Raw genomic sequence first — 25,494 nt, forward strand, 5'->3', positions numbered from 1 at the left:
CCCTTTTTTATTATATTTTCTTACTAAACTTGCCAATCAGCCGCCCAGAGCTTTTGCTTATCATCAGTAAAATCTTGCCATAACTGCTGATAACTCTGCTTAATTTCCGGATGTAAAGCATCAGGTGCCATTTCTGCCATTGGCTTTAATACGAAGGCATAACGGGTAATTTCTTTTCTTGGCAAGTCGATTTCTGGTCGAATCAACTCGCCGTAAATTAACAGGTCAATATCGAGCGTGCGAGGAGCAAACTTTGCATCTAACCGGGTTCGGTCGTGGTCCGCTTCAATCTGCTTGAATAGCTTGTTCAAGCTATCGGCATCTTGCTCGGCCTGAAAACCAACTACTAGGTTATAAAAATTATCACCAGCGAAGCCAACCGCTTCAGATTCATAAACCGTCGAAATTTCTAACGCGCCAAAATGCTGTTTAAGCGCTTTTAATCCGCCACTAATATTGCGCTTTCGCTGCATATTAGAACCGATAGAAAGATACACCTGTGCCATTACTGCTAGCGCCTCCGCTCTATTTTGACACCCACCGCACCGGCATTGGGTAATATATCAGGCTTGGCAACCTTAATAGTCACCTGTTCAATTGCAGAGTAGCTTTGCAAAATCAATTGTGCCGAATCTTCGGCCAGACTCTCTACCAGCAAATATTCACCATTCTGCGCCAGTTCAGTTACCCGCTCGGCAACCTCTGCATAGCTGACAGTATCTTCAATATTGCCACTCGCTGCGGCTTTCGAGATGTCTGTGGTAAATTCTATGTCCATTGAGACGGTCTGCCTTTGCAACCGTTCATGATCCATGATCCCGATTATCGCCGGGAATTGCAGATCGTGTATAAATACTGTGTCACTCACCCGAAGCCTCCAAAGGAAGTCATGTCGTTATCTGTTTCTGTTATTGCCCTGTTGATGGCCTACCTGCTGGGGTCTTTATCCAGCGCAATTGTGGTTTGCCGCCTAATGGGACTTCCTGACCCACGGGGCGAAGGTTCGGGCAACCCAGGCACCACCAATGTGCTGAGAATTGGTGGCAAGAAAGCCGCCATCTTTACCCTGTTGGGCGATAGCTTCAAGGCACTGATTCCAGTCGCTATCATTCAGCTGCTGGGCGGCTCAGTAGAATTAGCAGCTTGGGGCGGATTCGCCGCTATTATGGGGCATTTGTTTCCGGTTTTCTTTAAATTTCAGGGGGGCAAAGGCGTTGCGACCTGGTTTGGCTTGTTGCTGGGTTTGTATTGGCCACTTGGTTTACTGGCAATTGCCATCTGGCTCAGCATGGCTGTCATTTTTCGCTATTCATCACTGGCCGCGCTCACTGCTGTCGCACTAGTGCCCGTCGCTTGCTTTTGGTTATTACCCAGCGCAATGCTGCCAACCGCATTGATGGCAGTGGTGATTTATATTCGCCATGCCGAGAACATTTCACGGTTAGTTGCCGGTCAAGAGAGTAAAATTGGTAAGAAATCCTGATCTGGCTGATCAAAAACATTAGTCGATTCAATAATTTTGTTACAAAACTGTGAGATAATCTTTTTTTAGCCGAAAAGATTATCTCGGGTTGTTACGCTTATTATGCCAAATCTTAATCATCGAACCAGTTCGCCCAGATCCCTCCTCAAAAAACGCCAAACCAAAGTTCGGTTACGCCGCCATCAAATGCAGTTCTTCTCTCTCAAAAAGCGCCATTATATTGAAGCTGTTGTTGAATCTAGCGCTAAACCTGTAGTTGAAGCTACTGCTGAATTATCAAATGAAGCAACCACAGCAACGCTAGACAACCAAGCACTATGCCCTGATCAGCTCGTGGGGTGAACTAGTATTAGTGATTCAGCTGCTGAAGGTTTTGTCTTTGAGACTTTTGTTCTTGATAATTGCTTGACTGCGCCAAATCCAGCAAGGCTTCAGCGGCAAAGAACGGCTTAATATCATCTTCCAGAATCTGTTTTGCCTGCTCGGTTTGCAATAAATCTGGTTGATAATGCAAAGCTTCAGCTGCCAGCTTTAAACTTTCAATATCAAGTAAACCAAACTGGCGCAATGCTCTGATTTGCGGAATTAAAACGGGCTCCAAGACTGCCCAGTCAGTCGGTGGGTTTGGCAAAGTCAGTAGATGTTCTATCAATTGATTTCGAAGCTGGGTTAATTGCTGAAACTGGATAATTTTTAAATCTGCATCGGTCAGCTGATAAACCATAATGAAATTCCTTTTTATTATTCTGCATTAATCTTAAATTAGCGTTTTTAAGTTCACAGTTTTAAATTGCTTGCTTCAAACGAGTGGCTTCAAATTAACGAGTACCTACCATGCCATTCTCTCGAACCTGAATACTCTTCAGCCAACCGATAGCTAAATCAGTTTCATTAAGCCCCTTTGCGGCAATTTCTGGGAAGTCTTTCATTTCGACATAGCCGGTAATTTCTAAATACGGAAAGCGGGTACTACCTGCTTTAGCATCGGTGGCGATCCAGGTGAAAGCAATTTTGCTAGGAGAATAACCCGCACTCTGAATAATGACCCTACCATTTCGATTGGCAACGCTAAGTTTTGAATTAGCAAAATATTGATTCAATTTTAAAATACTATCGATTTCATTTTGCATATGCGCAGCATCATCTGCTTCATAAGCACGAGAGGTAAGTTCAATCATACTTTCTTTGCCGTTGTACCACTTAACACTAAACAGTTCATTGAGAGAAGCTGTAACAGAATTGATTAAAATTTCGTTGTTCAGACAGATGCCCAATTGTTTATGTGGCCAAGGCTGGTAGATAATTTCCTCCTGCTTGGATAATGCGTAGTTCAAATTTTCTTTATATTTCACTGGGTAGTTCTTATCAGAACTTTTGAAATTTTTTAAATTAAAGTTCATAAGACTACTTATAGATGCTTTTATTTTTGGAATGTCACGAAGCATATATGTATCTAGCATGTGCGTGCTTCGGGAAGAAGTTTCAAATAAACTATAGTATGCTAAGTGCCTAATATTTCCTTGTAATTGCTTAGTGATATACTGAATTTTAGGATCATCCCTAACTCTTAGACGCTCAACTCGGCTTTCCCAGATATCTAATCTTTTACTCCCTGAAATCAAAGATGTTGTTTCATTTCCTTCAGGTTTTTGTTTGTCAAATGCAAAATGATATGCATCATTCTTAAAAAAACCCGCTGTTATTCTTGATCCCTTTGGTATATCAAGCGTATAACGGCCTGCACAAACATTTTTAAATAAATCAAGCTCTTGATCTGCCATAGTTTGCTCCTTTAATTTACTATCGCACGCCGAAACGGTTAATAAAAAGCATAAAAAAATAAGTTTCTTTATTCTCATATAGCACCAGAATGAATTGCTTTGGTTAATTGAGTTATTCTCTTCTCAAGCTCAAGCATCGCAGTTTCACTTTGCCAGAAGTTCTGATGGGTATTTTCACTTTCAATGGCAATTTTTTTAATCGGGTTGAAGGCACTTGCGTGGTGCCCTGACCCGATCTGTACCGTTCCATCACCAGCAGATATCGGATCTGCTAGTACTGCATGCTGAATTTTCATTGGCTGTTTGCTGCTCAGCGTTCGATTTTCGATGATGCTTCGGTTGTACTCAATATCCGATTTTTTATTAATCACGACCGGGTAGGTTGGCTTAAGATAAAACTGCCAATTATTTGGGTCTTCTATTTTTTTAAATGGATAAGAGAACTGATGAGTAGTGAACTGCCAACGGCAATTATCATGGCTTGCAAATTCGCCCAAGGGTTCTTGGTGCTGAAGGTCACCATTGCAGCTATAGATCATAGTGGTGTGAGGGTGAAATTTTCCATCTAGATCTAAGTGAAATTTTTCTGTAGCGGCAATTCTTGTTTTATTAGCTTTTATGTAATCATCACCCTCATTTTCTTTTGATTCAGGTGCAAGTAGCTTGTAATGGATAAAATCATACCAACGCTCACTATTTTTATAAAAATCGTAAATTTTAATGCCTGGAAATTTGCTGCTGATGGACGTATTTGACCCATCTGGATTTTCTATCTTCAGCCAGTCAGGGTCGCCTTTACTATCGACATAATGTTGGTTGGGTAGAAGTTCTAGCCCTCCCTGACAAAAACCAAGAATTGCAGAAACATTAGGGGCATCACCGCCAAGAGCCAAACTTGCAGGCAGCGGATACCCGCAATGGGCATTGTAATAAGTGGCCGGGCTACCGTGAGTTGGCATGGCACCATGAATGACCGCATCGCACTCCATATCATCTAAAACACAGGCAGAACGAGTAGCGATACCACCCATTGAATGGGTAATCATAATGACTTTTATTTGATCGAATTCTAATTGATGGCGTTCTGCTAAAAACTGCTTATATTCTTCGACTTTTCTTTTGATTCTCAGCCCAGATTTTCGGTTACTCTGCATCCAGTTATAACCAATCGCAAATGTCGAGAATTTGATATTTCGGTGCTTCCATTGCAAGTGTGGAACCATCATGCTTTCCAAAAAAACTAAGGTTGGTCCATAGCTTTCCCACAAAACCTCTCCCCAGCCATTTTGTTTTCTGTCGCTTGCGTCGATGGGCTTGACCGTTGTTATCAATCTGAAGTATTCATCGTCGCCTGAATCAACATCAAGTAAATCATCATTTCTATCGATAACATTTTCTTTTTTATCATTTACCAGTAGTTGTTTTCTTTCTGCATGATCCAGCTTTATAAAATTGAAAATGTCTTGATAGAATATTTTTTTTCTTAACTTTTGCAACACTTCTTCTCGGTCAACTATTTCGTCACTTTTTTCTTCTTTTTCCATGGTTTGTTGCTCAACCCAACGATCCACCACAGAGCGTGACATCTCTCTTCGGTATTCTTTAAGAAATACCCGATATTGAGCAGGTGAAACTGTCTTAGAAGCCTTCAGAAAACAAAACTTGAGTTCCCTTTCTTACGGCTTTATCGAGGACGGGTTGCTGAGCTTCATGAAGTGCACGCAATGTGCCGCTGGAGTACGAGTCTTTCCCCGCTGCCGGGTCCCATACCGTTTTACCGCTCTCACGGTTTTTAAGACGGCTGCCCATAATCCCCGGTACTAAAACCAGTGCGACGGCTTTGGTGACTTTGCAGCCACAGGGTTGGCTAATGCCATGTTGGCAAGGCTTGCTCATAGATCGGTCCTTGATCATTAAAGCGAAAAGAAGTGCACAGCCTTCCCGGCTGTTAAAACATGCACCAGCCTATAACAGCTTTAAAAAGAAAAAAATCAGCCTTTGACCATTGAGTTTGTGAGCATTTGGCGCTTTGGCTTGCTCGATGTTTCTGAAATAAACCCACAATGACACGGCGAGTAAGCATCGAGCATGGTGACTATTAATTGTTACGCAAGTATTCGCATAAGATGTCGCTCCAAGGCACCAATACCAATACCAATATAGTCGGGTGCGCCTTAAGGCTTACCCAACCTTGTATCAATTCGATATTAATTTAAATATCAGAGCATTATGAAAACCAATCGGTTTTCGTAGCCTGGGTAAGCCTGTCGGCGCACCCGGGTTTTTATGTGCCACATCTGTTGGATAGTGCAAGAACAAAAGCAACGATTAATATTAAGCCTGCCGCTAACTGACCCCAGCCCGTGACAAATACCGCCAGCCGATTACAATGGGCGCAGCAAGTTTTCCCGGAGCCAAAACTAAATGCCCATCAGTAAACGACAATTGCTGGAAACACTTGAAAAACCAGTATTAATTGAATTGGTAAGCGACCTTGAACTAGGGCTACGCGCCAATGCCAGCCAGCAACGCCTTATTGATGCTTTAGTACAAAAGCGCTCCTTTAAATTATCTGAGCTGATTCATTACCTATCACTGGCGGAACTTAAAATTGCCTGTGAATATTTCTCGCTGAAAAAAAGCGGCAGCAAAGCGCAATTAATAGAGCGTTTATCACAGCAAACGCTGCCAAAAACCAACCCAGGCAGCTTGGTAAAAAATTCACCGTTAATAGCCGCTAAACCATCGGCGATTAAACACGACAATACAGAAGTTAAATTAACTATGGCCACACCAGAAAATCCGGTAAAAAAACCAACCACTAAAAATAAAGCGCCCAAAGCCAGCAAAGGCTTCGAAGAATCCCTCTGGGACTCAGCCAATAAACTACGCGGCAGTGTTGAATCATCTGAATACAAGCACATTGTTTTAAGTCTGATATTTTTAAAATTTATTTCAGATAAATTCGAAGTACAGAAAAAAATAATTGTTAAAGAATTCGGCAATGACTTTATCGACATGGTGGAATTTTACACCAAAGACAACGTGTTTTATTTGCCAGAAGCTAGCCGTTGGAGTTTTATTCTCAAGCACGCCAAACAAAACGACATAGCGGTGAAAATTGATACCGCACTGCACGACATCGAGAAGAACAACAAACAATTGGCCGGTGCCTTACCCGACAACTATTTCTCACGCTTGGGGTTGGATGCGTCCAAGCTGTCGGCGCTGATCGACACCATCAACAACATTGAAACGCTCGCAAATGAATGTGAAATGACCGAGCAAGATTTGGTCGGGCGGGTGTATGAATACTTCCTCGGCAAATTTGCCGCCAGTGAAGGCAAAGGTGGGGGCGAGTTCTATACGCCTAAATCCGTGGTAACCCTGATTGCCGAAATGATTGAGCCGTACAAAGGCAAAATCTACGACCCGTGTTGTGGTTCTGGCGGTATGTTTGTGCAATCCATCAAGTTTATCGCAAGCCATAACGGCAACCAGAAAGACATCTCCATCTACGGGCAGGAATACACCAGCGCCACTTACAAACTTGCAAAAATGAACCTCGCCATACGGGGCATCTCCGCCAACTTTGGCGATGTGGCAGGCGACACCTTCTTCAAAGACCAGCACCCCGACCTGAAAGCCGATTTCATCATGGCCAACCCGCCGTTTAACCAGAAGCAGTGGCGGCAAGAAAACGAACTCACCGACGACCCCCGCTGGGACGGCTTTGAGACCCCGCCCACCGGCAACGCCAACTATGCGTGGATCATGCACATGATCAGCAAGTTAAGCGACAACGGCACCGCCGGTTTTGTGCTGGCCAACGGTTCGATGAGTTCCAACACCAGCGGCGAAGGCGTTATACGCCAGCAGATTATCGAAAACGATCTGGTGGATTGCATGATCGCCCTGCCGGGGCAGTTGTTCTACACCACCCAGATTCCGGTGTGTTTATGGTTCCTGACCAAGAATAAAAAGCGCACTGTTTCAAAAGACGGCCAGCCGAGCACGAAAGACCGTGAAGGGGAAACCCTGTTTATCGATGCCCGCCAAATGGGCACCATGATCAGCCGCACCAATAAAGAACTGACCACCGAAGACTTAGCCGAAATCACCCGCACGTATCATGCGTGGAGAGGCGAAAGCGGAAACGGTGACTATGAAGACATTGCCGGTTTCTGCAAAGCGGCCACCTTAGATGAAATCAAAGCCAACGATTATGTGCTGACTCCGGGGCGTTACGTAGGCGCAGCCGAAATAGAAGACGATGGCATTCCCTTTGAAACCAAGATGAAGGAACTGAGCCAAACCCTTTATCAGCAGATGCAGGATGCGCAAAAGCTGGATGCGATGATTCGTGGGAATCTGGAGGTGTTGGGTTATGGGGAGTGATGTTCCGGTTTACACCGTAGAAGAGTTGATTGAATCAGGTATTCTTGAGAAGCCTTTGGACGGTAATCACGGTGGCACCCACCCGAAAGGTAGTGACTTTGTCGACTCTGGTATTCCATTTATCATGGCTTCAGACTTGGTGAAGGGAAACATAGACACTATAGGTTGCAAGTTTATCTCTGCTGAGCAAGCAAACAGTCTCAGAAAGGGGTTCTCGAAAACAGGGGACGTATTGATATCTCATAAAGCAACAATTGGTAGAACAGCGCTTGTGGGTGCTATCGATACTGATTTTGTAATGCTAACCCCTCAGGTAACTTATTACAGAGTTAAGAATTACTCAAAGCTTAACAACAAGTACCTGAAGTACTACTTTGACTCTCGAACTTTTCAAGACTTACTCAACCTTTGGGCTGGTGGAGGCTCAACCCGAGCATATCTGGGCATTACTGGTCAGCGAAAGCTTCCTATTCAGGTACCTGAAATAAATGTTCAAGAACGTATTGTAGATATTCTTGACCCCTTAGACAGAAAAATTCAACTCAACCAACAAACCAACCAAACCCTCGAAAACATGGCACAAGCCCTGTTCAAAAGCTGGTTTGTGGATTTTGATCCAGTGATCGATAACGCACTGGCGGCAGGCAACGCCGTTCCCCCTGCGCTGGAAGCGCGAGCAGAACAGCGCCGTGCTGTGCATGCCGCCGATAAAGCGGATAACGCAGCACCCGCACCACTGCCACAAGCCATCCGCCAACTGTTCCCCGCCAGCTTTGTGTTGGATGCCGAGATGGGATGGATTCCGCAGGGGTGGAAAAGCAGAAGCATTGGGAGCGTAGTTGACCTTGCCTATGGAAAATCGTTACCTGCCAAAATTCGGGAGCCAGGACCTTACCCCGTATATGGTTCTGGTGGAGTTAGTGGTTATCACAAAGAAGCAATGTGTGATGGTCCAGGAGTCGTCGTAGGACGTAAGGGAACAGTAGGTTCTGTTTATTGGGTGCCAAATAATTTCTTCCCTATTGATACCGTTTTTTACGTTAAGCCTAAAATCGAATTGCCCTTGTACTGGTTGTATCAAAAGTTGTCGCACATGGATATTGCCGCTTTAAGTGCTGATTCTGCTGTGCCAGGAGTAAATCGAAACGCAATATTTTCAATAAGCTGGACCATCCCATCAACAGGTGTACTTGAAGAGTATTGGAAAATATTAGATGGAAATGTTCAGAAAAAAATACAAATTGATGAACAAAATAAAACCTTAACCAAACTCCGAGACACCCTTCTCCCCAAACTAATCTCCGGTGAACTCCGCATTCCAGAGGTACCCGATAGCGTCGCATGAACATATCCAATTTTGATTTTCTGAAGCCCGATCAGCCTACTCTGGCTGAGCTGGGCTTCAGCGCAGAACAATATGCCTATTCCGACCCACAAAGTGCCATTGTGAAGCTGCGCAACTTTGCCGAACAGTATGTGGGCTTTATCTACAGAGAACTGACGTTGCCTGTGGATGAGGTGAGCAACCTGTTTGAACGGATTAACCACGATGCTTTTAAAGCGGCGGTGGAACCGGATATTGTTGATAAGCTCCACCTGATAAGGATGAGGGGCAATAAAGCCGCCCATCATGGTGGTGTCTCTATAAACGATGCACTGGTCGTCACTAAAGAAGCGTACCTTCTTGCCGCCTGGTTGTACCTGACGTTTTATCAGGGTGAAGCCGAACAAATTCCCGCCTACCATCCGCCAGAGCCTGTTACACCACTGGACCAGCAGTTAAAGCAGGATAAACAGCGACTGCAGCAAAACCTTACACAGCAAAGCGCTGACCTTGAAAATGCCAAGGCCGAACTTGAAGCTGCCCAAAATCAGCAGAAAGCGGCGCAGCAACAACTGGCTGACATGCGCCTTGAGGTTGACCAGATTAAAGTTGAGGCTGTTCAGCAGGCGAGCCGGACGGCGGTTTCCAATTTTGATTTTCAGCCAGAAGAAACCCGTAAACACATCTGTATGGCCGATGTGTATGGAGAGTATCAACTCACTGACGGACAGGCCGAATTGGTCAAAGAGTTGGATCACTTTCTTACCAATAAAGAACACAGCGTATTCTTGCTCAAAGGGTATGCCGGTACCGGTAAAACCTTTATTACCAAAGGGCTGACAGAGTACTTCAGAGCTATTGGCAGGAACTATGTTCTGGCTGCGCCTACCGGCAAAGCCGCCAAGGTGATTTCGGCGAAAACCGGCTGTGAAGCCTATACCATCCATAAAACCATCTACTCCATGAAAGACATTGTGGAGTACAGCGATGATGGCTTGAGTGGGTCGGAAACTTTCAAGTTCTACGCTGAGCTGGCCGTTAATGAAAGGTCTGTAGATACGGTGTATATCATTGATGAAGCCTCAATGATTTCTGATATCTACAACGAGCATGAGTTCTTCCGCTTTGGTTCCGGCTTCCTTCTGGGGGATTTTCTCAAGTACGTCAATCTGGACCATAACGACCACCGTAAAAAGGTAATCTTTATTGGTGACAACGCCCAGCTACCACCAGTGGGAATGAACCAGTCTCCGGCACTGGATGCAAGTCACCTAGGAAAGCAATATAATCTCACACCCGCCAGTTATGAGCTGACCGAGGTTGTACGGCAAAAAGCAGACAGCGGTGTCATGAAAAACGCCAGCAAACTCAGAACGTCTCTGCAAAACAGCCGCTTTAACGAGATTGATATTGATGTGACAGCAGCAAATATTACGCGGCTGGAGCATCAGGAGCTGGTGCCTGCTTATATGCAGAGCTGTGGTGGCAGAGTGAGTAACAAGTCGGTTGTTATTGCAGCGTCTAACGCCGATGTAGCGGCTTATAACAAAGCCATTCGTGAAGTGTTGTTTCCAGGTCAAAGTGCCATAGTCACTGGCGACAAGATTATGGCTGTAAATAACAACAACAGTTACGGCTTTACCATTACCAATGGCAGCTTTGGGCAAGTCATACAGTTACTGGGCGGCACAGAAACCCGAACCATCACTATTAAACGGCGTAATCAGGAAACAACTGAGGTGGAGCAGATTGTAGTCCCGCTCAACTTCCGTAAAGTTGTTGTTCGCTTCTGGGATATGGAAGGTGAAGTTCGCGTTTTCGAAGCTCATGTCTTTGAAAACCTCCTTTATTCTAATGCACCTACCCTGTCGTCTGATGAGAACAAGGCGCTTTATCTGGATTTTTGCATGAGGCATCCCCAGCTAAAGCGAGGCAGTAAGGAATTTAGAGATGCTCTGAAAAGTGACCCTTATTTCACCGCTCTGCGATTGAAGTTTGGTTATGCCATCACTTGCCACAAGGCCCAGGGTAGTGAGTGGGAGCATGTGTTTATTAAATGCAGAACCCATCACAAGCAGCTGAGTGCTGATTACTTCCGCTGGCTTTATACGGCCATGACCCGAACATCTAGTCAACTTTACTTGCTGGAGCCACCTCGTATAAAGCTGGGCAGCGGTATTAAGGTGGTAGGGAATCCGGGCACGACTGGAATTCAGGCACCAGCTCCAACTGCGGCGACAGCAGTTCAGGCTGCACCAATAGAGGTGTCTTCTGCCCCTTCATCATCTGTCCTTTCATCATCCGTGCCACCTCCGGCATCCACAGCTAATGCTTCACTTGAAAACTTTGGACTGCATTCAGGCAGTGGCTTTCTATTGTCTATTTATGATGAGGTGACACGCTGTATAGATGGTTCTGGCATCGCTGTTCACAATATCGATCATAACCAGTATCAGGAAGCCTATGTTTTCTGTCTGGGAGCTGATACTGCCCGAATCAATATTGCCTATAACGGTAAACAGAAAATCTCCAGCATTCAGCCGGTTCAGGTCGGTGCATTCAGCAGCTGGCTACTGGAAAAACTGGCGCTACTGAAAGGGCGAGTTTTTTCTGACCCTGTTGCACCTGTGCAAGCAGAGAATGTTTCATTTGGTGAGGCTTTTCTTGATGAATTTCACCAGCGTTTTGCCAAGGCGCTCTCAGTACAGGGCGTTAGTATTCTGCAAGCCACTCCTCAGCAATACAGTCTTCGTTACCACCTTGGCCGTGACAATGATGTGGTAAATCTGCTGATTTATTACAACAGCAAGCAAGTATTCACCAAGTGCAATCCTATATATAACCAATGTTCGTCACCCGATTTGACGAATGAAGTCATTAGCGTTTTTCAGGAAGGTCTTTTGTGATGGAGCAACCATTCAAAGTTATTAACCAGTTACGTAAAGAAGGACGATTGGATGAAGCATGGAATATCGGTTGTCCTGCCGTGCAGGAAAACCCTCAAGACCGCTATTTAAAAGGTGCTTTTTTCTGGGTGTGTTATGCCTACCTGAAGCAGGTGCAGGGCCCGATCTATGAGCGAGGCAAGGCTAACGGAAATTTTTTGCCTAATCAGGTAGAAGCTGAGCGCATTAACTTTCTGCTTGACTGGATTAATTGGCTATCTATACCTGCGGGTGGTTATGAACACAGAAGTCTTCTGCTGACCTGTCAGAAAAACCTGGAAGATTTTCCAAAGCTGGTCCTTTTACTGTTTTCCTGCAGGCAGGGGTTGTTTGAGGCAGGTGATAAAGCGCCTTATCAGTCCAACCGGGGTGAATCTCCAAGCCTGATGCTGAGCTTTGCCCGAAAAGTGGCAAACTGTTGGTTGAACAACGAGCAGGCCCGACAGATTGAATTGAGTGATTTACGACAGTTTTTCAGTCAGGTTCGACGGGAAGCAGGTGATCGCCAGCACATTATCTGGTTGGATTATGATGAAGCTAAATGCCTAATATCTGCAGGCAATTTTGACGATGCAAGAGCTTTTATTATTCCGGTTTTAAAGAAAAAACAATCGGAGTCTTGGGCTTGGGGAGCGCTGGCAGATACTTATGTCAAAACTGACCCTGATACCGCTATTACTCTATTTGCACAGGGAATAAACCACAGTCACGATGAAAAGTTTGCTCTAAAGCTGCTCACTGGTATTACGCCTTTGCTCGCTTCCTGCGGTTATGTACAACAGGCATCCATGTGCATTCAGCGTGCCGTGGCCTGCTACCAGAGCAATGGCTGGAAAATTAAGAATGATTTGACACAGTTCCAGCAGCAACCCTGGTTTGATGCATCGGTCGATATCACTGAACTACCACCCTTCCTTCAGCAGAAAGCACAAGGTGCGCTCGATTTATTGCTTGGCCCAGCCAGAAAAGCTTGTGGGTTAGTGGTGAATCTTCATAAATCCGGAAAAGGACTGCATTTGTATTTATCTGCCCAAGTGAGTGTTTCTGTTCCTCTACGCCTGATCAAAAGCCGTGTAACACCTAACGTAGGTGATTATCTGCTGGCAACTCTTGCCGGTGAAGGTGAAGAAACATCCGTTCTAGCTGCCGAGATAACTTCACCACAAACCATTCCCGGTGTAGAAACCTATACCGATGAGCTACGAGTTACAGACAAGGGTTTTGGTTTTGTTGGCGATACTTTTGTACCTCCCTTTATGGTCAAGGACGGTATGAATATGCGGGCTGTCGAAGTTGTACGATACAAAGATTTTGACAAGAAAAAAGGCAAGCTGGGGTGGCGGGCATTGTCGATGGCTGCTTGTGATTAGTCGTTTACTGTTTACGAAATCGCCGAAAAGCTTTGAAGTAAATCGCTTTACTAGGAATCTCAAACAATGACTGATATGCAAGCGCAGGAAATGGACTTATTTGCTGCTATTCAATACGGCGACCTGGCTGCGGTTGTTCAGCAACTGGAAACTGACGGCAACTTGGTGAACCTCGCGAGTGAAAAAGGTGAAACACCTTTTGAGCTAGCGCTTAAACACGGTTTCAAGAAGATAGCCATTGAACTTTCTAATCACCCGTCATTTCAGGTCAATAACGGTAGCTGCTCACCACTACAAACATGCCTGACACTTGGGTATCTCGATCTTGCAGAAGATCTTCTTGCAAAAGGTGCTAACCCTAACTTCACAACGCCTGATTTTACCAGCCCTCTGCTACTGGCATTGGAAAGCGAATTTTATGCTTTGGCTGAGCTAATGGTGAGAAGCGGTGCAGAAGTAAACATCCGAAATAATTCTGGTTGGACTCCTTTAATTTGGGCAGCAATAAAAGGCCGAATCAAAGCGGTTGAGTTCTTATTAGCGCATGGTGCGGACGTTAACATTTGCAACAACGACGGTTGGAATGCAGTCACGGGAGCATATTTTAAAAAACGGACTGACATTGTTAATCTTCTTATGGCCAAGGGAGCTGTATTTGGTGCCAAGTACGCTGAAGCAGCACTGCTTTCTGCTTACAAAGAGGGAAATCTTGAGCTGGTTAACCGTTTACTTGATATGGGAACGACGCCGAATGTTAGTGACGACAACGGCGAATCACTGCTTGCCAAAACAATAAGCCGCGGAGATAAGACGTTAGCTATTAAGCTCCTTGAAATGGGAGCTGACCCAAATGCTCGGTTAAATTCATCTCCGCTTCTATTTCTTGTATCTGGCGAGGGTGATAGTGAACTTGTATGCAAGTTTCTGGAGCATGGCGCCTCTGTAAACCTACCTAATGACAAGGGAGCAACTGCATTACTTTACGCAGCATCTTTTAATCATTATGAGATAGGCGAAAAGCTTATTGAGCATGGTGCAAACGTCAATGCCACTGCAGTTAACAGCACCAGCACTCCCACAATTGTGGCCGCAGTCAATGGATACCATGAATTTATCGCTGTACTACTGAAAGCTAATGCGAATATTGAAATTAGGAGCGCCGATTCGAAGACCCCTCTAGATATAGCCTTGAACATGTGTAAGTTAAGTGTGAGTGGCAGCGTGAATGAGGCGCAATTTAATAAGTGTTGGCAGATTTTACTGAAAGCAAAAGGCTTTTCTGTAGATGGTTAACTCTGATGAAGTCTTCAGTGCTGTTCGACGTGGCTATAACGATCTTGAGTTTTCCAGTAACTCAGACATTGTCGACTATTTCGATAGCATCGAAGAGAAGAGCATTGGCGGCCACATCAGTAATATCAAAGGCATCTTGTTCGAGCAAGAGTATGTAGATCAGCTGGCTACACAAGGCATCGAAGCTCAAATTTTCGAAGCGACTAATCATCCAGTGACCGATATCTCTATTTTTGATGGTGATGAGGTCATCAGTGAAATGCAGCTAAAGGCTACTGATAGCGCTAGCTATATCAATGCGACATTGAATGATCATCCAGACGTAGAGATAGTCACCACTACCGAGGTAGCACAGGGGCTCGACAGTGAAATGGTTATTGACTCAGGCATCAGTAATGATGAGCTGAATGATTCCGTAGCCAATGCTTTGTTTGGGACTGATGATGCATTGTCTTCTTCTGGAGACAGTATTGTTGAAGAGATTGGTGCTGAAGCACTATTAGGTGAAAGCCTTATACCTATCAGTCCAGCTTCTTTACTGATAAAGGGTTGTTTGGTTTCATTTGGATTTATTTTTTAAGCGCGTGCCATTAAGGAAAATACCTGAGTTCAAATCTAAACGCCTCAAACTCCATGGTTGAATCTGCAACCGAAACGACCCGCTCCAAGATAATGTTCAAAAGCGCTATTGTCTTGTTATTAAACACACGCAACGATTAAAATTCCTGACTTAGCACAAACTGTATTTACTGATCGCTTGATTATTGAGCTGTCATGTCCGCATATTGGTTTCATAACAGGTCGCTCGATTAACCAGCCCAGCCAGCAACAGAATGGAATCCAGATGAAATTCACAGAACAACAGCTTGAGAAAGCGATCATCCAGCTACTGGGCGAGCAAGGTTATCCGCATGTTGCTGGTTCACAAATAACCCGTGCACCGGAAGAGGTGCTAATTAAGGATGACCTGCGAGCGTTTCTGGCCAAACAATACAAAGCCGAGGGCATTACCCAAGGCGAGATAGATTCGGTTATTCGCCAGTTGGAGACGTTTCCTGCCAGTGACTTGTACGAAAGCAATAAACAGTTGAATTAAAAAGGTTCTGGTTTTTAATTTATTACTTCTGAGTTGCCATCCCTGGCGTCTGGGTTCCGGCATCCATGCTCGGAATGACCGGTTCGGAGCATGCCGCTGGGCACGTCATCCGGTCAGGAAGTGCACGGATGCACGGATGCACGAATGCACGAATGCACGAATGCACGAATGCACGAATGCACGAATGCACGGATTAGGGCGACGCAGGCAGCAAATGTTCCAGACATTTGTTCTGCATTTCCTCCATCCATGCAGGTCATGCCAAAGCCGAGATTGGCGATGAACCCAGTGACAGGGAGGTTTCACGTTAAAGCTTGCGCCAAGTTTAACCTTTGCCTTCCATGACTACTGGGTTCCCTGTTCGGAATGACCGTCACCCAACAATTCAACGAGTCACAAAACGGTCTTTAGAGAAGGAGCGCTGGCCAGGCAGGCTGGCACAAGGTCAGTCGGCAAATTGACCATTACAATGTGGATATGGCAATTTCAGTGGGCTACAGAGTCAATTCCAAAAAAAGCACCCAGTTCTGCTGCAGGGCGACTCCCTCAATAAATAGCAGTTTGAACTAGGGCTCAATGCCTGCCAGTAATGTTTACAGACAGGCACTTTTCCAATGGCTGTTGCCTCAGCTTTAGGCAAAAAGTGATAGGCTTATGAGCAATCAATTTATAACACTATTGAAAACGGATACGCCCCTGTGAAGCTTGAGTCTCTATCAATTAAAAACTACCGGGTTTTTCAGGATGTACAGCTGAAAAACCTACCTGGACTATGCGTGTTTGTAGGTGCCAACGGCAGTGGCAAAAGCACCCTATTTGATTTGTTTGGTTTTCTTAAAGACGCACTCAATGGCAATGTAAGAACCGCCTTGCAAAAACGTGGTGGGTTTAAGGAAGTGGTCACCCGAGGCTGTATTGACCAGCCCATTGAGTTTGTTTTGCAGTTTCGGTTGGAAATTGGCGGCGTTGAACGTTTGGTAAGTTACTTGCTTGAAATTCGTTTACAAAATAACCGCCCGATCGTTACTCGTGAAATATTACGCTACAAGCGTGGCAAACATGGCTCGCCTTATCATTTTCTCGATTTCAGCCATGGTGCAGGCTACGCCATTTTGAATGAAGAAGACTTCAACCAGCAGGACTCAGAGCTAGAACGCGAAGAGCAAACATTAGACAGCCCAGATATTTTGGCAGTAAAAGGGTTGGGGCAATTTCAGCGCTTTAAAGCGGCCAATGCTGTTCGCCAGTTAATTGAAAACTGGCATGTTTCAGATTTCCATATCAGTGAAGCAAGGCCATCTACCGATGCAGGCTATGCCGAGCATTTATCTTCCCGTGGCGATAATACTGCGTTGGTTGCTCAGTATTTGTTTGAGCAACACCCGGATATTTTTAATCAAGTGCTTGAAAAAATGAAGCAGCGAGTGCCCGGCGTTGAAGATGTTAAAGCGGTAGAAACTGATGATGGCCGGATTGTTCTTAAATTTCAGGATGGCAGTTTTAAAGACCCGTTTATTGCTCGCTATGTTTCTGATGGCACCATTAAGATGTTTGCCTATTTATTGCTTTTAAATGACCCGACACCCCATCCGTTGCTATGTGTTGAAGAACCGGAAAACCAGCTTTACCCCAGCTTAATGCCAGAGTTGGCGGAAGAATTCCGCAGCTATTCTGACCGAGGCGGGCAAGTTATGGTATCCAGTCATTCTCCCGATATGCTCAACAGCATCAATCTAGATGAAATCTTCTGGTTAAAGAAAGTTGACGGTGTAACCTGCGTAGAACGTGCAGCAGACAACCTGTTGTTGGCCAGTTTGGTCGCTGGAGGTGAGTTAGCAGGCGCGCTTTGGAAGCAGGGGTTATTTGACGGAGTTCATCCGTAATGATTTCTTTGGTATTTCTGTTGGAAGAGCCATCAGCCAAAGTCATGCTAAAGCTATTTTTACCTCGAATACTTCCTGATGATGTCAGTTTTTTCTGTATTCCCCATGAAGGCAAGCAAGACTTGGAAAAGTCGATTCGTAACAAACTCCAAAACTGGACGGTTCCTAATACTTGGTTTGTAGTGATTCGTGATAAAGACCAAGGCGATTGCGCACCACTCGAACAGTCTCTGCAAGCTTTGTGTGAAGCTGGTGGCCGACCTGAAACCTTAATTCGTATTGCAGTACATGAACTGGAAAGCTGGTTTTTGGGCGATTTAGCAGCAATTGGCCAGGCATATGCACTGCCCAAGCTAGCGAACAAGCAAAACTCGAAGAAATTCCGCAACCCTGATGCATTAGCCAATGCCAAGGAAGAAATTGGCAAGCTGGTAAAGGGTTATCAGAAAATGGCAGGGGCACGTGCCATCGCGCCGCACCTTGCTCTGACCGGCAATACATCGGTAAGTTTTCGGCATTTGATCTGTGGCTTAGAAAAGTATGTGATACAAATCAGACCACAAGTTTCTTAGTGGCGCCTGAAATCAAATCTACGCTCCTCAAACTATCTTGAGGAGCCTCGAGACGCCACAAGCTTCCTAGTGGAGTCTGAAATCAAATCTAAACGCCTCAAACTCCATGGTTGAATCTGCAACCGAAACGACCCGCCTCAAAATAATGTTCAAAAGCGCTATGGTCTTGTTATTAAACACACGCAACTATTAAAATTCCTGACTTAGCACAAACTGTATTTACTGATCGCTTGATTATTGAGCTGTCATGTCCGCATATTGGTTTCATAACAGGTCGCTCGATTAACCAGCCCAGCCAGCAACAGAATGGAATCCAGATGAAATTCACAGAACAACAGCTTGAGAAAGCGATCATCCAGCTACTGGGCGAGCAAGGTTATCCGCATGTTGCTGGTTCACAAATAACCCGTGCACCGGAAGAGGTGCTAATCAAGGATGACCTGCGAGCGTTTCTGGCCAAACAATACAAAGCCGAGGGCATTACCCAAGGCGAGATAGATTCGGTTATTCGCCAGTTAGCAACGCTGCCTGCCAGTGATGTGTACGACAGCAATAAACAATTCTGTGAATGGTTGTCCGATGGATTCTTGCTCAAACGAGAAGACCACAATTTAAAAGATTTATATATTCAGCTGTTGGATTACCCTGCTGTTTCAGTACCGGCCATGTTCGATGATGTGCTCGCCCAAGTTGCTGAGCCAATAAAACCCTACGCTGCTACAAAAAAAACAACGACTGATCATAATATTTACAAAATAGTCAATCAGCTGGAAATTGAAGGTAAAGATGAGTTAAGAATTCCCGATGGGATTTTATATATTAACGGCTTACCTTTGGTGGTGTTTGAATTTAAAAGCGCTATTCGTGAAGACGCAGCCACCATTCATGATGCCTATGAACAACTAACCACTCGCTACCGCAGGGATATTCCGCAGCTGTTTGTTTTTAATGCTTTATGCATTATTAGCGATGGCGTGAATAACAAAATGGGCAGTTTCTTTGCACCCTATGAATTTTTCTATGCTTGGCGCAAGGTGACCGGTGATGAATCGGTAGAAAAAGATGGTATTAATTCGCTTCACACATTATTACAAGGTTTGTTCGACCAGCAACGGTTACGCCAGGTTATTCGAGATTTTATCTATTTCCCAGATAAGTCCAATAAAGAGGAGAAAATTGTTTGTCGCTACCCTCAGTTTTATGCCGTTAATAAACTGTATAAAAGTATTCAGCTAAATAAAAAACCTGAAGGTGATGGCAAGGGCGGCACTTACTTTGGCGCTACAGGCTGCGGTAAAAGTTTTACCATGCAGTTTTTAGCCCGTCGGCTGATGAAGAGCGTTGATTTTGCAAGCCCAACCATTGTGTTGATTACCGACCGCAATGATCTGGATGATCAGTTATCTAAGCAGTTTACCAACGCCAAAACCTATATTGGCGACGCGACGATTGTTACCGTAGATAGCCGCCAACATTTGCGTGATTTATTAAAAGACCGGAAAAGTGGTGGTGTATTTTTAACCACCATTCATAAATTCTCTGAAGATATCGAACTGCTCAGCCAACGCAGTAATATTATTTGTATTTCTGATGAAGCCCACCGCAGCCAAATCAACCTCGATCAAAAAATAACGGTGATCGACACCGAGTCAAAAAAGGCGGTTCGCAAAACCTTTGGCTTTGCTTATTACCTGCATCAGTCACTTCCCAATGCGACCTACGTTGGTTTTACTGGCACACCGATTGACGCCACGTTAGATGTGTTCGGCCAAGTGGCTGACAGCTACACCATGAGCGAGTCAGTAAAAGACGAAATTACCGTGCGGATTGTTTATGAAGGCCGGGCGGCAAAAGTGGTGCTGGATAATAGCAAGCTGGAAGAAATTGAAGCCTACTACCAACAATGCCTGGAGTCAGGCGCTAGCGAATATCAGGTAGAAGAAAGTAAAAGCAGCAGCGCGAGCATGGGCAATATTTTAGGCGACCCAGAACGCATTCAAGCGCTTGCCAAAGACTTTGTTGCCCATTATGAAAAACGTATTGAAGAAGGCTCAACCATAAAGGGCAAGGCAATATTTGTCTCTAGCAGCCGACAAGTAGCTTGGTTGTTTTATCAGCAGTTACGTGAGCTGCGGCCACAATGGTTCGAAGTATTGCAATGTGAAGCAGGTGTGACACTTTCTGATAAAGAAAAGGAAAAAATCAAACCAATGGAACGGGTTAAAATGGTTATGACCCGTAACAAGGATGACCAAAAAGAACTGTATGATTTACTGAAAACTAAAGAATATCGTAAAGAACTCGATAAACAGTTTAAAAATGAGAAGTCCAATTTTAAAATCGCCATTGTGGTTGATATGTGGCTCACCGGTTTTGATGTGCCTTGTCTGGATAGCATTTATATTGATAAACCGGTGCAAAAGCACAGTTTGATTCAAACGATTTCTCGGGTTAATCGTAAATATGCTGGCAAAGACAAAGGCTTGGTCATTGATTATATTGGCATTAAAAGTCAGATGAATAAGGCATTGGCACAGTTTTCTAAAGCCGATGAAAGCAATTTTGAAGATATTCAGCAGTCAGTGGTTGAAGTAAAAAATCACTTGGATTTATTGCGGCAGGTTTTTCACACATTCGATACGGCTCCCTATTTCAGTGGTAACCCAGTCGCCCAGCTCAACTGCCTGAACAGCGCCTCAGAATTTGTGCTACAAACTGAAAAACTCGAAAAGCGCTTTATGGCGTTGATGAAACGCTTAAAAGCGGCCTATGACATTTGCTGTGGTAGCGAACAATTCTCCACCCACGAGAAAGACCTGGTACATTTTTACCTAGCGATTCGCTCAATTGTGTTTAAGCTAACCCGCGGAGAAGCACCAGATACCGCACAAATGAACGCCAAGGTTCGCGACATGATTGCCGAAGCAATTAAAAGTGATGGTGTCGAAGAGATTTTCAAATTGGGTGAAGATGGTGCAACAGCGATTGATATTTTCGATGATGATTACATGGAAAAAATCGATAAAATTAAACTGCCCAATACTAAAATTCAGCTACTACAAAAACTGTTAAAAAAAGCTTTGGAAGAATTCAAGAAAACCAACAAGAGCAAAGGGGTGGATTTTACCAAAAAATTCCAGTCGTTGGTCGACAAATATAACGAGCGTAAAGAAGAAGATGCCTTTACCGTTGAAGTACACGACGAAGCTATTTCAGAAATGTTCGGCCTGATGGGTGAATTAAAAACCGAAATGAATTCCTTTGAAGATTTGGGGATTTCTCTGGAAGAAAAAGCTTTTTATGATATTTTGAAAAAAATTGCTGACAAATACCAGTTTGACTATCAAGAAGATCGACTACTCATACTGGCAGCAAAAGTAAAACAAGTCGTCGATGATAAAGCCGCTTTTCCTGACTGGAATAATCGAGCCGATATTCAAGCTGAGCTGCGCGTCGCTTTAATTATGCTGTTATCAAAAAACGGCTATCCACCGGTGACTTACGCTGAGGTTTACAAGGAAGTGTTTGACCAGGCCGAGCATTTTAAGGCGCATCGAGCGGTATGAGCCATTCGCAAGAAAAACTGATATGATTTCTTCACTTTAGCAAGCACTCCGATTTCCAACGCTCTTGCCCTATTGTTGATAATTTTTTGTATCTCAGGATGTTGTTATGACTCTTAAACCTTTCAAACTAGGTAAACTCGATCCTTTTAATGATTTTGATTCCGCCAAAGAAGCGCTTGAAGCTTGGCTGGTCGAGTTCTCTGGCTTGTATCTGGCATCAGTTGAGTACAACAAGCTTTCTAAGGTAAATAAGAAGCAACAAGGGCAGTGGTTCGCTTTCTTTATGGACTTGTCGCTGGGATACATTGCCAAAGATTTGAATAAGCTTGATTTAGATGATGTACAAGAAATCATGATGGATTTGATTCCAAGAAAATTGATCTGTTCTGATACTCAAGCCAAAACAATTGTTCCTGATATTCTGGCTGCCTGGCAGTTTTTGGACCGAACCTTTAATAGCGGGCCAACTAAAAAACTAAAGCATGCCACAGAAATTATTGCTTTTCTAACCAGCATAAAAAGAGATTATCTAAAGATTTATAATCATGATCCATCTAGTTTCTCTTCACCTTTTGACTTATTGGATGAAGATGATTTTGAAACAGATTTTGACTTGTCAACCAATGATCTACTAGAGCAATTTGAAAATGATCGTTGGATTATAGATTTAATTGAAAGCACTGCGAAAAACATTAACAAAAAAACCAACATACTAGAAATTTCTGAATGGTCAACACTACTTGAGTTCGACCCATTAGATAATTTTATTTCTTTTATTTGTTGCGCTGGAATCAATGAAGAAATCGAACACTGCCAACAGGCGATGGTTCAATTACTCGAATATTCATTACAAAATTTATTTATGCTAATCCGGCAAAAAGACGCATCAGCCATCGAATTTTGGCAAGCTACAGAGAAAAACCTGATACTTGCCTTTGAGCATGACAATCTGAATGCTCACTCAACCAGTTTATTTATGTCTGTTCTCGCGCAATACAAATCTTTTCTTTCAGAAAATTTTGTCGACTTTATTAAAAACTACTCAATTGAAACTGTAGAAGATTTAAGTAGCGGCGAAATGACCCCTGAGGTATTAGACAATCTCTTTATAGAAATTGATAACAATACCGAGGATGAATTCGAACTCGCCAATCTACTCAGTACAGAGTTAGCGTTTTTACCTCCTGAAGGCTTTGAAATATTGTGTTCAGTCTTCGTCGATTCTGGCGCTAAGGCGTCTAATGCGCTGGCTTTATCTGTTCTCAACGATGATATTGAACAAGCAAAAGTTGCTATATCTATTTTAAATCAGCAACCTGGAAAACTGCCACCGGCGTCGTTATCTCGATTAATTCAAGTTCGAAACTGGTTAGCTGATCCGCTCAAAAAACCTGTCGACCAATTAATTAAAAATGCAAAAAAGAAAGGGGTGTCTTCATTAAGCAGTATTTTATTTTCCAAAGAGAATATCGTCGATTGCCATATGTCGGCAGTAGATGGTTCTGGCGCTCAAGGTGTGATGATTACCCTGCGAGATCACGATAAATTCAGATTAGTCGCTTTGGTATTCAAACAAAACTTAGGGATTGTTGATGTCAGTATTTCACCACCACTCACCAATACTTTTATAAAACAGCACATCAAAATGGCTAAAGATTCCATTGGCGCTTTAGAAAAAGTATCTGTTGATTTAATTCGCAAGCAACTACCCATTTTTATTTCACTCAATAAATCCAGCAACACCGCGATTGATTTTAATTTGGTACAAGCCATGGAATTAATTGGCGCAACTGACTGGAACCCAACCGAAGAAACACTTACCAGCTTATGCGATCAATCGCTGCTGACAGAGCCTACTAGTGCTGAAATCGTTACTGCAAAAAAAGCCGTAGCGCGCTGGGTCGATTCAGATTTAGGCAGCAGTTGGTTTGAAATGTTACGGCCTGGTACAAAACAGCATCACTCAGAATGGGCTGAAAGAATGCTGCGAATGGCTTTATGGTGCCAGTTTTCTGCTAGCAAACGCAGGCAAAACCAAGCGCGTAATTTTGCTGTTGTAAGCTGGTTATTTCAGAACTCCAAAAAACCTATTTTGAAAAATTAACATCAACACAATTTTTCATAGATAAACTAAAAACGAGCCAGCTTCGGCTCGTTTTTAGTTTCAATCATCTAGCTCAATTTATCTCACCGACGGCAACTCATCCAACGGCCAGCGCGGTTTACAAATCACTTGGGTATCGGCAATTTGCCCGGCTTTTAATCGTTGCATGCCGGCATAGGCGATCATGGCGCCGTTGTCGGTGCAATAAGCCGGGCGCGGGTAAAACACTTCGCCGCCCAACTTCTCTGCCTGCTCGGCAAGCTTTCGGCGTAATTCGCTATTGGCACTCACGCCACCGGCAACCACTAACCGATTAAGTCCGGTTTGTTTTAATGCTCGTTTGCATTTAATCGCCAGGGTATCGACCACCGCATGTTGAAAGGCACAGGCGATATCAGCACGGGTTTGTGCCAGCTCAGGCGAGCCTTTTTCCAACTCGGCACACTCTTTAATAAAAGTGTTGCGAGCAAAGGTCTTCAAACCAGAGAAACTGAAATCCAAACCGGGGCGGTCACACATGGGGCGAGGGAATTTATAGCGCGTCACATCGCCGCTTTCGGCAAGTTTGGCCAATTCTGGGCCGCCGGGGTATGGCAAACCAATCAATTTGGCTGTTTTATCGAAGGCTTCACCGGCAGCGTCGTCGACTGATTCCCCCAAAATGGTGTATTCGCCGATATTTTTCACTTCGATTAGCTGGGTATGACCACCTGAAACCAACAATGCGACGAACGGAAACTCTGGTTTAGGTTCATCGAGCATGGGCGCTAACAAGTGGCCTTCCATGTGGTGCACCGGAACGGCTGGAATATCCCAACTCCAAGCTAATGATCTGCCGGTAGCAGCGCCAACAAACAACGCACCCATTAATCCTGGGCCTGCGGTGTAGGCAACGCCGTCGAGGTCAGAACCCTTTAAACCCGCTTGCTGTAAGACTTCTTCTACTAAAGGAATCAGTTTTCGCACATGGTCACGACTGGCCAGTTCTGGCACCACACCGCCATATTCTGCATGGAGTTTGATCTGGCTATACAGCACCTGGGCAATCAGGCCTTGCTGATCGTCATAGATCGCAACACCGGTTTCATCACAAGAAGTTTCAATACCCAGTACTTTCATTGCCCGTTACTACTCTTAACTAATTTTCGCTGATGCGAGTGAATGCAAAATGCCCGACAGCTGGCGTTATAAAGGTATTAGATCCCTTATTCGACGCGCTGATTTGGCCTGTTCTGGGCGGAGATAATACGCCAGTGAGCGCGTTTGATCATCTGTTTGATGGGATTAACGATGCTTTTTCCACCAAATGCTTTGCAATTTTTGTCACAACTGATTAAAATTTCGCGCCTTGATAGCCGGGCTGTGCAGGTGACTGCATTTGAGATTGAGACCGACACAAAGATCTTTCCTAGGCAAATCATTGACACAACATGTTTTATTAATAGGTGACCACTAAAAATGCCAAATGTACGCGTAAAAGATAACGAACCGTTCGACATCGCCCTGCGTCGCTTCAAGCGCTCTTGTGAGAAAGCAGGCGTTCTGTCTGAAGTACGTCGTCGTGAATTTTACGAGAAGCCAACTGCAGTTCGTAAGCGTAAAGCTGCTGCAGCTGTTAAGCGTCACTTGAAGAAAGTGTCTCGCGAAAACCTGAATCGTAAGCGCCTCTACTAGAACCG

Annotated in this window: 21 protein-coding genes and 1 pseudogene; 15 read left to right on the forward strand and 7 right to left on the reverse strand. The window is 44.3% G+C overall.

What is annotated here, in order from left to right; genetic code table 11:
• Positions 1-23: 23 nt before the first annotated feature.
• The gene (gene folK / locus DC094_RS17280; protein ID WP_116688384.1) at positions 24-506 is read right to left on the reverse strand and encodes a 2-amino-4-hydroxy-6-hydroxymethyldihydropteridine diphosphokinase; all 483 of its coding nucleotides are present in this window, start codon (positions 504-506) and stop codon (positions 24-26) included.
• A gap of 5 nt (positions 507-511) precedes the next feature.
• Positions 512-814, reverse strand: coding sequence for a dihydroneopterin aldolase (locus DC094_RS17285; protein WP_241504083.1), 303 nt, complete (start codon positions 812-814; stop codon positions 512-514).
• Here DC094_RS17285 and plsY point away from each other — a divergent pair.
• On the forward strand, positions 806-1,483 hold the full coding sequence (gene plsY, locus DC094_RS17290) for a glycerol-3-phosphate 1-O-acyltransferase PlsY (protein WP_241504084.1): 678 nt from the start codon (positions 806-808) through the stop codon (positions 1,481-1,483). The genes DC094_RS17285 and plsY overlap by 9 nt on opposite strands.
• A gap of 102 nt (positions 1,484-1,585) precedes the next feature.
• Positions 1,586-1,825: a hypothetical protein gene (locus DC094_RS17295; protein WP_116688387.1), complete on the forward strand. Its 240-nt coding sequence runs from the start codon at positions 1,586-1,588 to the stop codon at positions 1,823-1,825.
• A 7-nt stretch (positions 1,826-1,832) separates the two neighbouring features.
• Here DC094_RS17295 and DC094_RS17300 read toward each other — a convergent pair whose 3' ends face one another.
• The 4 genes from DC094_RS17300 to DC094_RS17315 all read right to left on the reverse strand — a co-directional run bounded on the left by DC094_RS17300 (position 1,833) and on the right by DC094_RS17315 (position 5,160).
• Positions 1,833-2,207: a hypothetical protein gene (locus DC094_RS17300; RefSeq protein ID WP_116688388.1), complete on the reverse strand. Its 375-nt coding sequence runs from the start codon at positions 2,205-2,207 to the stop codon at positions 1,833-1,835.
• Between the two features lie 94 nt (positions 2,208-2,301).
• On the reverse strand, positions 2,302-3,264 hold the full coding sequence (locus DC094_RS17305) for a hypothetical protein (protein ID WP_116688389.1): 963 nt from the start codon (positions 3,262-3,264) through the stop codon (positions 2,302-2,304).
• Positions 3,265-3,338: 74 nt separating this feature from the next.
• Positions 3,339-4,850 carry a lipase family protein gene (locus DC094_RS17310; RefSeq protein ID WP_116688390.1) on the reverse strand — a complete coding sequence of 504 codons (1,512 nt, stop codon included), beginning with the start codon at positions 4,848-4,850 and terminating at the stop codon, positions 3,339-3,341.
• Positions 4,851-4,902: 52 nt separating this feature from the next.
• Positions 4,903-5,160, reverse strand: coding sequence for a hypothetical protein (locus DC094_RS17315; RefSeq protein WP_133245604.1), 258 nt, complete (start codon positions 5,158-5,160; stop codon positions 4,903-4,905).
• 528 nt (positions 5,161-5,688) lie between these two features.
• Here DC094_RS17315 and DC094_RS17320 point away from each other — a divergent pair.
• From DC094_RS17320 to DC094_RS17375, 12 genes and pseudogenes are all read left to right on the forward strand, one after another.
• Positions 5,689-7,662, forward strand: a complete 1,974-nt coding sequence (locus DC094_RS17320) for an N-6 DNA methylase (RefSeq protein WP_241504085.1) — start codon at positions 5,689-5,691, stop codon at positions 7,660-7,662.
• Complete coding sequence (locus DC094_RS17325; RefSeq protein ID WP_116688392.1) at positions 7,652-9,007, forward strand: restriction endonuclease subunit S; 1,356 nt, start codon at positions 7,652-7,654, stop codon at positions 9,005-9,007. Before DC094_RS17320 ends, DC094_RS17325 begins: the two co-directional genes overlap by 11 nt.
• A complete protein-coding gene (locus DC094_RS17330) occupies positions 9,004-11,892 on the forward strand; it encodes an ATP-dependent DNA helicase (RefSeq protein WP_116688393.1) in 2,889 nt (962 codons plus the stop codon). The genes DC094_RS17325 and DC094_RS17330 overlap by 4 nt, the downstream gene beginning before the upstream one ends.
• Complete coding sequence (locus DC094_RS17335; protein WP_116688394.1) at positions 11,892-13,301, forward strand: tetratricopeptide repeat protein; 1,410 nt, start codon at positions 11,892-11,894, stop codon at positions 13,299-13,301. Before DC094_RS17330 ends, DC094_RS17335 begins: the two co-directional genes overlap by 1 nt.
• A gap of 66 nt (positions 13,302-13,367) precedes the next feature.
• Positions 13,368-14,594, forward strand: coding sequence for an ankyrin repeat domain-containing protein (locus DC094_RS17340; RefSeq protein WP_116688395.1), 1,227 nt, complete (start codon positions 13,368-13,370; stop codon positions 14,592-14,594).
• Entirely contained in the window at positions 14,587-15,174 is a 588-nt protein-coding gene (locus DC094_RS17345) for a hypothetical protein (RefSeq protein WP_116688396.1), read from the forward strand. Before DC094_RS17340 ends, DC094_RS17345 begins: the two co-directional genes overlap by 8 nt.
• Positions 15,175-15,438: 264 nt before the next feature.
• Entirely contained in the window at positions 15,439-15,690 is a 252-nt protein-coding gene (locus DC094_RS17350; protein WP_133245606.1) for a hypothetical protein, read from the forward strand.
• A 438-nt stretch (positions 15,691-16,128) separates the two neighbouring features.
• Positions 16,129-16,260: pseudogene (gene rhuM / locus DC094_RS22900) on the forward strand (RhuM family protein); the annotation flags it as partial.
• Positions 16,261-16,388: 128 nt separating this feature from the next.
• Positions 16,389-17,573 carry an AAA family ATPase gene (locus DC094_RS17360; RefSeq protein WP_116688399.1) on the forward strand — a complete coding sequence of 395 codons (1,185 nt, stop codon included), beginning with the start codon at positions 16,389-16,391 and terminating at the stop codon, positions 17,571-17,573.
• Entirely contained in the window at positions 17,573-18,145 is a 573-nt protein-coding gene (locus DC094_RS17365) for a DUF4276 family protein (RefSeq protein ID WP_116688400.1), read from the forward strand. The genes DC094_RS17360 and DC094_RS17365 overlap by 1 nt, the downstream gene beginning before the upstream one ends.
• Before the next feature lie 317 nt (positions 18,146-18,462).
• On the forward strand, positions 18,463-21,711 hold the full coding sequence (locus DC094_RS17370) for a type I restriction endonuclease subunit R (RefSeq protein WP_116688510.1): 3,249 nt from the start codon (positions 18,463-18,465) through the stop codon (positions 21,709-21,711).
• 106 nt (positions 21,712-21,817) lie between these two features.
• Positions 21,818-23,815, forward strand: coding sequence for a Y4lR family protein (locus DC094_RS17375; protein WP_116688401.1), 1,998 nt, complete (start codon positions 21,818-21,820; stop codon positions 23,813-23,815).
• A gap of 78 nt (positions 23,816-23,893) precedes the next feature.
• Here the strand turns inward: DC094_RS17375 and tsaD are convergent, their stop codons facing one another.
• Complete coding sequence (gene tsaD / locus DC094_RS17380) at positions 23,894-24,934, reverse strand: tRNA (adenosine(37)-N6)-threonylcarbamoyltransferase complex transferase subunit TsaD (RefSeq protein ID WP_116688402.1); 1,041 nt, start codon at positions 24,932-24,934, stop codon at positions 23,894-23,896.
• 339 nt (positions 24,935-25,273) lie between these two features.
• Here tsaD and rpsU point away from each other — a divergent pair, with 339 nt between their 5' ends.
• Positions 25,274-25,489, forward strand: coding sequence for a 30S ribosomal protein S21 (gene rpsU, locus DC094_RS17390; protein ID WP_116688404.1), 216 nt, complete (start codon positions 25,274-25,276; stop codon positions 25,487-25,489).
• Positions 25,490-25,494: the final 5 nt, after the last annotated feature.

The organism is Pelagibaculum spongiae, assembly GCF_003097315.1.
Taxonomy (GTDB): Bacteria; Pseudomonadota; Gammaproteobacteria; order Enterobacterales; family Pelagibaculaceae; genus Pelagibaculum; species Pelagibaculum spongiae.